Origin of the sequence: Staphylococcus sp. GDY8P54P (assembly GCF_017892645.1) — a bacterium.
In the GTDB taxonomy this organism is placed as follows: domain Bacteria; phylum Bacillota; class Bacilli; order Staphylococcales; family Staphylococcaceae; genus Staphylococcus; species Staphylococcus ureilyticus.
On record NZ_JAESLN010000050.1, the window covers coordinates 1 to 9,462 of the forward strand.

At 31.2% G+C, this 9,462-nt stretch carries 10 protein-coding genes; 3 read left to right on the forward strand and 7 right to left on the reverse strand.

The genetic code is table 11. The annotated features are described in order from the left end of the window. The first annotated feature begins 20 nt into the window (after positions 1-20). Complete coding sequence (locus KA883_RS13205; RefSeq protein ID WP_348634421.1) at positions 21-584, forward strand: DUF1361 domain-containing protein; 564 nt, start codon at positions 21-23, stop codon at positions 582-584. Then, a complete protein-coding gene (locus KA883_RS13650; RefSeq protein WP_046207370.1) occupies positions 581-856 on the forward strand; it encodes a hypothetical protein in 276 nt (91 codons plus the stop codon). The genes KA883_RS13205 and KA883_RS13650 overlap by 4 nt, the downstream gene beginning before the upstream one ends. A gap of 76 nt (positions 857-932) precedes the next feature. Here KA883_RS13650 and mdh read toward each other — a convergent pair whose 3' ends face one another. The 5 genes from mdh to KA883_RS13230 all read right to left on the reverse strand — a co-directional run bounded on the left by mdh (position 933) and on the right by KA883_RS13230 (position 4,969). Then, positions 933-1,871 carry a malate dehydrogenase gene (gene mdh / locus KA883_RS13210; protein ID WP_046207369.1) on the reverse strand — a complete coding sequence of 313 codons (939 nt, stop codon included), beginning with the start codon at positions 1,869-1,871 and terminating at the stop codon, positions 933-935. 239 nt (positions 1,872-2,110) lie between these two features. Beyond that, positions 2,111-2,728: a DedA family protein gene (locus KA883_RS13215; protein ID WP_046207368.1), complete on the reverse strand. Its 618-nt coding sequence runs from the start codon at positions 2,726-2,728 to the stop codon at positions 2,111-2,113. A gap of 43 nt (positions 2,729-2,771) precedes the next feature. Then, positions 2,772-3,071 carry a hypothetical protein gene (locus KA883_RS13220; protein WP_046207367.1) on the reverse strand — a complete coding sequence of 100 codons (300 nt, stop codon included), beginning with the start codon at positions 3,069-3,071 and terminating at the stop codon, positions 2,772-2,774. A gap of 25 nt (positions 3,072-3,096) precedes the next feature. Continuing rightward, positions 3,097-4,005, reverse strand: a complete 909-nt coding sequence (locus KA883_RS13225) for an aldo/keto reductase (RefSeq protein ID WP_046207366.1) — start codon at positions 4,003-4,005, stop codon at positions 3,097-3,099. Positions 4,006-4,042: 37 nt separating this feature from the next. Next, positions 4,043-4,969 (reverse strand): CobW family GTP-binding protein, encoded by a 927-nt coding sequence (locus KA883_RS13230; RefSeq protein ID WP_046207365.1) that lies wholly within the window; start codon positions 4,967-4,969, stop codon positions 4,043-4,045. A gap of 226 nt (positions 4,970-5,195) precedes the next feature. On the opposite strand from KA883_RS13230, the gene mgrA reads away from it, so the two are divergent. Further along, positions 5,196-5,639: a global transcriptional regulator MgrA gene (gene mgrA, locus KA883_RS13235; protein WP_046207364.1), complete on the forward strand. Its 444-nt coding sequence runs from the start codon at positions 5,196-5,198 to the stop codon at positions 5,637-5,639. 242 nt (positions 5,640-5,881) lie between these two features. Here mgrA and cydC read toward each other — a convergent pair whose 3' ends face one another. Both cydC and KA883_RS13245 read right to left on the reverse strand, forming a co-directional pair. Beyond that, positions 5,882-7,558, reverse strand: coding sequence for a thiol reductant ABC exporter subunit CydC (gene cydC / locus KA883_RS13240; protein WP_046207363.1), 1,677 nt, complete (start codon positions 7,556-7,558; stop codon positions 5,882-5,884). After that, complete coding sequence (locus KA883_RS13245) at positions 7,555-9,180, reverse strand: ABC transporter ATP-binding protein/permease (protein WP_046207362.1); 1,626 nt, start codon at positions 9,178-9,180, stop codon at positions 7,555-7,557. Before KA883_RS13245 ends, cydC begins: the two co-directional genes overlap by 4 nt. Positions 9,181-9,462: the final 282 nt, after the last annotated feature.

Below are 9,462 nucleotides of genomic sequence, written 5' to 3' on the forward strand. Positions count from 1 at the left end.
AGGAGTCTGGACTTGACTCTATTTTCTTTAACCAATTTTATCAATTTATGACACTCAATCTATTCTTAGCATATATTCCATTTGAATTGTGCTTACTATTAAATTTATTTAAACCGAAATATAAATATGAATGGCCATTATTTATCGTTTTTGTACTTATATTTTTATGCATGGTACCCAATACACTATATATGGTTACTGATTTAATACATTTAAATCAATTTACTTTTAATTTTTATCAAGGGCTAATCATCGTTGAATGGATGTATTTTACTTTTTTAGTTGCCGGTGTCTTGTTAGCCTTATATTTATTAATTTTAATGTTTGTAGAAATGGAAAATTTTACAACGCATCGATGGTTAAATAGAACCATTATATTAATAATGATGTTTTTAAATGGCTTAGGTATTTATATCGGACGGTTCTTGCGTTTGCATTCTGTTTATATTATCAATGAACCACTTCGAATTTACAGAGAAGTCATCAATCATTTAGATTTTGATGCTTTCCTATTTGTCATATTACTGGTATTGCTTCAAGTTTTAATTTATACATTTGCGAAAGGAGTACAACATACAAAATGACTTTTAATATTTTAATTTTACTTATTGTACTCGTCGTATTTCAGCTAATTATTGGACATTTACTCCATGACATAGGATTTTCATACACAAAAAGCATTCTACTCATGTGTTTACCACTAGGTATCGGTTTATTTTATTTGCAATTATTCTATTACGAACGTAAATATCCTGATTGGCATGTTTCTATTAAAACAAAGTTAAGGTTAAAGTATATGTATATTTTAACTTTTCTTGAGTACGTTGCGGTGTATATTTGTATTTTCAGGATGTAATCACAAATTTAATTATATAACGAAACACCCACAGCAGACTTATTAGCCATGTTGTGGGTGTTTCTTTTTAAAAAAGTTATTTATTTTTTAGCGATTGTTTTACTTGCTGAACAGCATTTGCTGAAATTTGTAATTGTTTTAATTCTTCAGCAGATAGCTCGAGTTCTAAGATACGTTCTATACCATTTTCTCCTAATATTGTAGGGACACCTAAGCAAATATCAGAAAAACCATATTCATTCTCTAAATATGCAATAGAGGGTAATAAACGTTGTTGATCTTTTAAAATTGCTTCCAACATCGTATACACTGCTGAAGCTGGCGCATAATAAGCAGAACCAGTACCTAATAATTCTACTATTTCAGCACCACCTTTTCGAGTACGTTCAATAATTTGGTTAATAGTAGTTTCATCTAATAATTTAGTCAATGGTACACCATTAACATTTGTAGCATTAACTAACGGAAGCATGGTATCTCCATGACCGCCTAGTACTAATCCTTTAATATCTTTAATCGAAACGCCTAAAGCTTCCGCTATAAATGTTTGATATCTTGCAGTATCTAAAATACCCGACTGTCCAAGAACGCGTTCTTTAGAGAAACCTGATGCTTTTAAGACCGAATAGGTCATTGCATCAACCGGATTAGTGAGCACTATTATTTTACATTCAGGAGAATATTTAACAATTTCTTTGGTAACATCTTCCATTATTTGTTCATTTATTTTAACCAAATCATCTCTGCTCATTCCAGGCTTGCGTGGCACCCCAGCAGTAATCACAACAATATCCGAGTCTTTTGTATCAGCATAGTCTACTGAGCCTGAAACATTTACATCAAAGCCATAAATTGGACTACTTTGTAATATATCCAGTGCTTTACCTTTAACCTGTCCTTCATTTTTAGGTTGATCAATTAATACTACATCTGCTAATTCATGTTTAGCTATAATAAAAGCTAATGTAGATCCTGTATTGCCAGCACCTATAATAGAAACCTTTTGTTTTGTCATAATATCATCCCCTTATAATGATAGATAAGTGAATTGTCTTAGTATGCTTGAATTACATTTCTCAATTTATTGCGTTAGTGGGACTTATGCATGAATCTCAATCCTAGTCAACTTTGGCAAAGTGTGCACATACAATCAATTTGAATAAATTTAAGTGCTATCTCACACCATAAGATGTTAATAAGTAAACCATTCTTTAGTAGCTACTAAAATATTGTTCGAATTCGCAAAGCTTATGCTTAATTTTGCTTATGCTTTCGTTGACGTTTCAACCACTTCCAAATAATAAAAATAACTAAAATAATAAGTACGATATAAATCATTTTAGAGTAAATATCCATATAGTGCACAATCACTTGCCAATTGCTACCAACTGTTTGTCCTAAATAAATTAAAACGATATTCCAAATCAATGTACCAATTGTTGTAAATAATAAAAACAAAGGCATATTCATGCGTGTTAAACCAGCAGGAATTGAAATTAAACTTCTTAAAAGTGGTACAAATCTACAGAAAAATATCGTCCAATAACCGTATCGCTCGAACCAATGCAGTGTTTTATCTAAATCACTTCTTTTTACTCGTATTATTTTTCCATAACGATCTACAATTTTATATAAATTTCTTTCTCCTATCCAAGCACCTATGCCATAAAGGGCAATCGCTCCAACAATAGATCCTACAGTTGATGTAAGTGTTACACCAATAAAACTCAAGTTAGAGTGTGTAGTCATAAAACCACCAAACGTTAAGATGATTTCAGAAGGTATAGGAGGAAAGATATTTTCTAAAAATATCAGAAAAGCAATTCCCCAGTAACCAAATTGTTCCATAAAATGAGTGATCCATTGCTCCATGCATGCCCTCCTACTACTTATTTAGATCATGTAATATTTTACATTATAGTAAATTATTTGATTTAGCATATAAATACATCGTCATTCCAAATAGTGCTAATGACATTAAGGTTAAGATAATTGCTAAGACCATCACACGTTTATAATGCTTTATAAACGCCACAAACAATATCCCACCATTGTATAAAAAGAACAGACCAAACAATGCCATCATGACATTTATGTCAGGATATACTATGTTTAATAAAGCAATTACTATTGCAAAACCTAAAAAAGGAAAGTTAATAAAATTGCGTTGAAATCTAAACTGATCTCTATGATGTTGTTCATTCTGAATACTCATGTTCTACGCTCCTTCTAATTAGAATCTAAGGAATATCATGACCTAAGGAAGCTGTATAAATATCAAACCATTCTTGGTCAGTTAACGTTATTGTCATACCTTGTAATGCTTCATCAATACGATTAATCTTTTGCGTGCCTAACACCGGCATAATTGAAGCTGGATGTTTTTTTAACCAAGACATTATAATTGCAGTTGTCGTAACGTTATACTTTTGTGCCAATGGAGATATAATCGCAGTGATTCTTGCTGATTTTTCGTCTTCAAGATCAAACAGTTTCCCTCCAGCCAACGGACTCCATGACATAATTTTAACATCATCTTTGTACATATAGTTAATGGTTCCATCTTCAATCGCATCTAATGTATAAGGAGAAACTTCTAATTGATTTAAAGTAATATGTAATTTATCACAAACTAAGCATTTACTTAATAAATCATACTGAGATTTGTTAAAATTTGACACACCGAACGATTTGATTTTCCCTTCTTTAACTAAAGATTTAACAGCTTCAGTGATTTCGTGAGGATCCATCAACGGAGATGGTCTATGAATCAATAATGAATCTAACTGTTCTACTTGTAATTGTTTAAGCGAACGTTCCACAGTTTCTCTGATATGTTTTTTACTGTGATCGTATCGATGTCCATTTGCTGTCGCCAAATGCTCTGATGGCAATACAATGCCACATTTAGAAACGATTTCAAGATGCTCACGTAGATTAGGTGATAATTTAAGCGCTTCTCCAAAAATCCCTTCACAACTATAATCACCGTATATATCTGCATGATCCATTGTAGTAATTCCACGCTCGACTAATTCATTAATATAGTAATTTAATTGTTGTGGTGTCCAATCCCAATCTTTTGCTCTCCAAAACCCTTGTATTACATTTGAAAAGGATACATGTTGGTTAATTTTCACTCTTTCCATAATGAATCAAACCCCTTCTTCATTACATTAATTTAAATTAGGTAAATTGTAGCATATCTAATTGATTTCGTAGTTGATTTATATCTAATTGTTCACCAATCATAACAATCGTTAAGGGTACTTCTTTATCAATCGTTTGATAATCTGGTAATCCAAACGCATATTGAAATTCATAAATATCATTAGGCATATCTTTAAATTTTACATATCCCTTTAATCTTAGAACATTATCTGGCAACCGTAAAATAAATTGATAAAATAATTGTCTATGAATAGGTCCTGAAAAATGATAATGTAGACGATTTATCCCATGATGATGTACATGGTTATTTATATTCATTTGGTTTCCATTTTCAACCAGAGCAATTTGATTCATATCCATATCTGCATATGTAGTAAAATATTTGGATGCTGTTGGATTAATTTTGCGGATTGCTTCATCAAGCTCATGTGTATGATTATCAATGAGATCCATTTTGTTCATCACTATGTCATGGCATACAGATAATTGTTCTTCCATCAATTGAATTGTATGGTTTGTATATTGAAAACGATTTAAGAAGCGAGGCCCATCCACCAAGCCTACTACTGTGGGTTGAGCGACTTGTTCAATAATTTCAGGATCCTGGCATGCTGCAATAATTTCAATTGGATGTGCTAAACCTGTCGCCTCAATTATTATATGGCGCATTGCACTTTTGCTTAGAAAATGTTTTAATTGTTTTATTAAATCTAGTTGCAAATCACAGCATACGCAACCATTTAATATTGACGCAACCTCAATATCATCGCTAATAGCATAGCTATCTATATCTAAATTACCGTATTCGTTTACGATTACACTTGGGTTTTCATTGTTTTTTTGTAAATATTTTATATATTTACTAAGAAAAGTTGTTTTACCACTCCCTAAAAATCCTGTGATAATCGTAATTCGGGTTTTTTGATTGTTAATATTTTTCATATACTCACTCATTTCATAAATAAAAATGTTTGCGTAAAACTTTAATTATTCTTATAATTAACCTTTCACTTGATAAAATGTTGACTTTCTTCTAAACTTTATACATACTTTATTTTAGCATGGCACAGTGTGAAAGTATGCTTGAGGAAGTGTTACACAACAATAGACGGATTCAAATCCGATAACAGAAAGAACAAAACGGATAGAATGTCTGGAGGAGAACTTTATGTCTGAACCACTTAATTTAAAGGATCAATTATGTTTCAGTTTGTATAATGCTCAAAGACAAGTAAATCGCTACTACTCTAACAATGTCTTTAAAAAATACAAATTGACATATCCACAGTTTTTAGTTTTAACAATCTTATGGGCTGACTCACCTGTTAATGTGAAAAAAGTCGTAACTGAATTAGCACTTGATACAGGTACTGTATCTCCATTACTAAAAAGAATGGAGCAAGTTGATTTAATTAAACGTGAACGTTCTGAAGTAGATCAACGTGAAGTGTTTATCCACTTAACAGATAAAAGTGAAGCAATTCGACCTGAATTGGACACAGCATGTCAAGATGTGGCAGTTGCATCTTCACTTAGCGCAGAAGAAAACAAAGAACTAAATCGATTACTTTCAAAAGTAATTAATGCCTTTACTGAAGAAAAAGCAAAATAATGCTAAATTCTAAATGTTAAGGTTAAACAATATGAAATTGATTAATTAAATATATTGATTTAAAGCTAGAGTCTAGGACATTATTGATTTGTCCTAGGCTCTAGTTTATTTTAAAGCCCCACTTCCCAATTTGTTGGGTTAGTGGGGCTTATGCATGAGCTACAGCTCAGGTTTTCGCTTTAAATCTTTAACATTTTCCATTTACAAATCAAGTACTTATATTGCTGTCTTTTGTTAAAAAGTCACACTTGATTTAACGTGACCATTTGATATAAATAGCCTTTATTTGATAGTAACGATTGGTAATCTCCTTGTTCTATGATTTTACCGTCAACCATAACCACGATTTTATCAAATTTTGGTAGTAATCGTAAATCATGTGTTGCCACGATTAGTGTTTGAGATTGCTTGTGAATTTCATCCATCACATGATTCGTATGATAAATATCTAACGCTGTTGTAGGCTCGTCCAACACCCAAATCGGAGCTTCTTTCAATAATAATCTTGCAATACCCATTCGTTGAATCTCACCGCCAGACAGTGTATTACCTGAAAGTGTGATGTGTCTATCTAATTCAATGTGCGATAAACCTAGTGTATCAAAAACTTCTTTGATTACTGCATCATCTTTATCAGTAAATAAATTATCACGTACTGTACCATCAAATAACTGTTGTGACTGTAACAGAGCATTAATCGAACTGTATTTATTTGAATCTAAAAGGGTTGTAATATCTTGATTATTTATTAAAACCACACCATTTTCACTTTGATAAAGTCCCATTATTAACTGTAATAAGGTACTCTTACCTGAGCCAGAAGGTCCAATAATTGCTACATGTTCACCTTCATGCACCCGTAATTTCAATTCTTTTAAAGTGTAATTCGATTGATTCCAATATTTAAAATCAACATTTTTAACTTCTACGAAAGGTTGATGCACATCACTTTCTAGTGATAGTGGTTGATTGCCTTGTTGCATTGGGTGAGCAATAACTTCATTAATATTGCTCAATGCTTCATCCGTCTCGGCTTTATAATAAGCCACATTACTCATAGGGATTGCTTGTTCGAATAATGTTAACATCATCAAAACAATACTTGTTAAGTAAACAACATCTAATTGTTGATTTTGCACTTGTATAACACCTAAATATAAAGTTGCAAATAAAGCAATCATTGAAACCAGATTCAAACTATATTCATACAATGATAAGAATCGCTGCTCTTTTGCTTGTGCTTGTTCATACTGATTCAATTGATTTAACACCCGATGTTGATAATATGCTGTTTGGTCAAATCTTGCAAGTTCTTGATACCCTTCTTTATAATCGTAAAATTGATTTAAAAATTGCTCTTGTACACGATTAACATCTCTTTTTAATAATTGTGCTTTTTTCGCGCTTAACCAAGGGATTAAAACCAATGTTATCAACATACTTAAAAAGATGATAATTGCATGAACAAATGAAAAGTAAAACGTCACAACCATTGCAATCATCGCCGTTAAACCAATGACTACTGGCGGATAATAAACTCTTAAATAAATATTTTGTAGTGCTTCTACGCTACCAACCATGCGTCCAAGTAAATCACTTGATTTAAATTTTCTATACACATCTGGCACGACAGGTATAATATGTTTGAAGAATTGTACTCTCACATTTCTCAACATAGTAAATGTGGCTCTGTGAGACAGTAATCTTTCAATATATCTTGCAACAGCACGTATAAACCCAAACATTTTAACAGAAACAATTAAAACCATTAATGCAAACAATGGTGCCCCTAATGCACTTTGCGTCACCATATAACCACTCAAGAAAAACATGCTTAATGCAGTTAAACTGCCCAATATACCTACAATAATAGATAAAACCAAATCTTTATCTACCTTAAATTGAATATGTGGTCTCAACAAAAGTCACCACCTTTATACGCATTTTGCTCGATTACTTGTATAGCTTCAACGGAACCTTCATTAATTTTTATACGTCTATCTGCATTTTTTATTGTATGTTCTCTATGTGCGATGGTGATGATCGTCGTATTTTCAAACTTTCTGTTTATCACAGATTGAATGACATGCTCTGTTTGTACATCTAATCCCGTAGCAGGCTCATCGAATATCAGTACATCAGGTTGTAATAATAATAACCGTGACAGTTCAATTCTTCGCATCTGCCCTCCAGATAGCATCTCTCCACCTTCACCAATCCAAGTATCAATACCATTTTCTAACGCATTGACAACATGTTTTAAGTTAACATCGTCAAGCGCTTCTAAAATTTTATCTTTTTCAATTTTTTGGAACATAGTCATATTATCTCTTATAGACGCATTAAAAATATAGGGATGCTGACTCAAAAAACCAATTTTTAACTGTTGTTTATAAATAACAGAACCATATTGCGGTTTAAAATGTTGTGCTATAACTTGAGCTAAAGTAGATTTTCCAGCTCCACTTTTTCCAATTAATGCAATATGTTCCCCTTCATAAATACTAATGTTGATATCTTCCAAAGCATGTTGCTGTGCATCATTGTATTTATAATATATATGCTCAAGCTGTATTAATGGCTTTTGATAACTATTCGTTTGCACTTGTGGTTTCACATAACCTTCTTGTCGATCTAATAAATCGAAGACAACATCACTTGAGCCTTCACTTTGCTTTCCAGTATGAAAAGATTGACCTAAATCTTTAATAGCATTATAAAATTCCGGTGCTAATATAATTGCTATGGCTGCAGTTTTAAAATCTATACTATTAAATAATATTAATCCTAACCCCGCTTCTAAAGCAACAAGGCCAATTCCAAGCATACTGATAAACTCTAACATCAAACCTGATAAAAAAGCACTTCTTAAAATACGCATTGTTAAATTTCGAAATGTTGTACTTTCTTCATATAAAGATTGTTCTGTAGCTTCTGTTTTATTAAATAGTTTGAGAGTAATCAAACCCTTTATTTTATTTAAAAATTGTTGACTAAATTGATTTAAATAAGTCATTTTATCTTTTGACTCATCACGTGTTTTCAACCCAAAAATGATATAAAACATTGGTATAAATGGTGCTGTAACAATCATGATTAAAGCCGTGTTTAAATGTATGAAACACATTGCAATAATGATAAATAGTGGTATCATCATAGACTTAAAAACTTGAGGAAAGTAACTATTAAAGAATGGTGCTATACCATCTATATTTTCAGTCAATGTATTAATTTGAACACCAATAGGTTCTGAAGATTTATTTAAAATCAATTGACGTCGTAAATCATATTTAACGCGAGAAGACATACGATTACCTATCATTTGATTTATTGTGTTAAATGTCGCTCTTGCTAATAAAACAATTAATGTCACTAGTAGTAAAATTAACAAATCTTGATGTGTATGACGTAACATTGCATTTAAAATTTCTGCAATAGCAATGTTCTGAATGACTACAGTAATCGCTAATATTGTACTGATTACAAACATTAATATCGGATAAATTTTATATTTCATCGCTAAACTTGTTAATCTTTTCACAAATATCACCTGGTTCATATTATAAATGGAATGTATTAAAATGAAATGAATTGGCTCAAAAATTAATACATTTTTATTTACTTAATTCATATTTTTGCCATAATTATAATCAAATGATTGAATGCTTTAAATTCAAAAGTAAAAAACAAACTTTTTATAATTATATAATTAATAAATTATAAATAAAAATTTGCAAAAAGAAGTTTGACTTTCTGAATAAAATTTACAATAATTTATCTTTTATCTCATTTAACTGAAGTAAAGTCAAGTCCAGACTCCTGT

What these genes read in the sequence shown, in the direction of transcription:
- KA883_RS13225 (WP_046207366.1), bottom strand. Translation starts at nt 4,005, where the DNA reads ATGGAAAGAGTGAAAATTAACCAACATGTATCCTTTTCAAATGTAATA.
- mdh (WP_046207369.1), bottom strand. Translation starts at nt 1,871, where the DNA reads ATGACAAAACAAAAGGTTTCTATTATAGGTGCTGGCAATACAGGATCT.
- KA883_RS13220 (WP_046207367.1), bottom strand. Translation starts at nt 3,071, where the DNA reads ATGAGTATTCAGAATGAACAACATCATAGAGATCAGTTTAGATTTCAA.
- mgrA (WP_046207364.1), top strand. Translation starts at nt 5,196, where the DNA reads ATGTCTGAACCACTTAATTTAAAGGATCAATTATGTTTCAGTTTGTAT.
- KA883_RS13215 (WP_046207368.1), bottom strand. Translation starts at nt 2,728, where the DNA reads ATGGAGCAATGGATCACTCATTTTATGGAACAATTTGGTTACTGGGGA.
- KA883_RS13230 (WP_046207365.1), bottom strand. Translation starts at nt 4,969, where the DNA reads ATGAAAAATATTAACAATCAAAAAACCCGAATTACGATTATCACAGGA.
- KA883_RS13650 (WP_046207370.1), top strand. Translation starts at nt 581, where the DNA reads ATGACTTTTAATATTTTAATTTTACTTATTGTACTCGTCGTATTTCAG.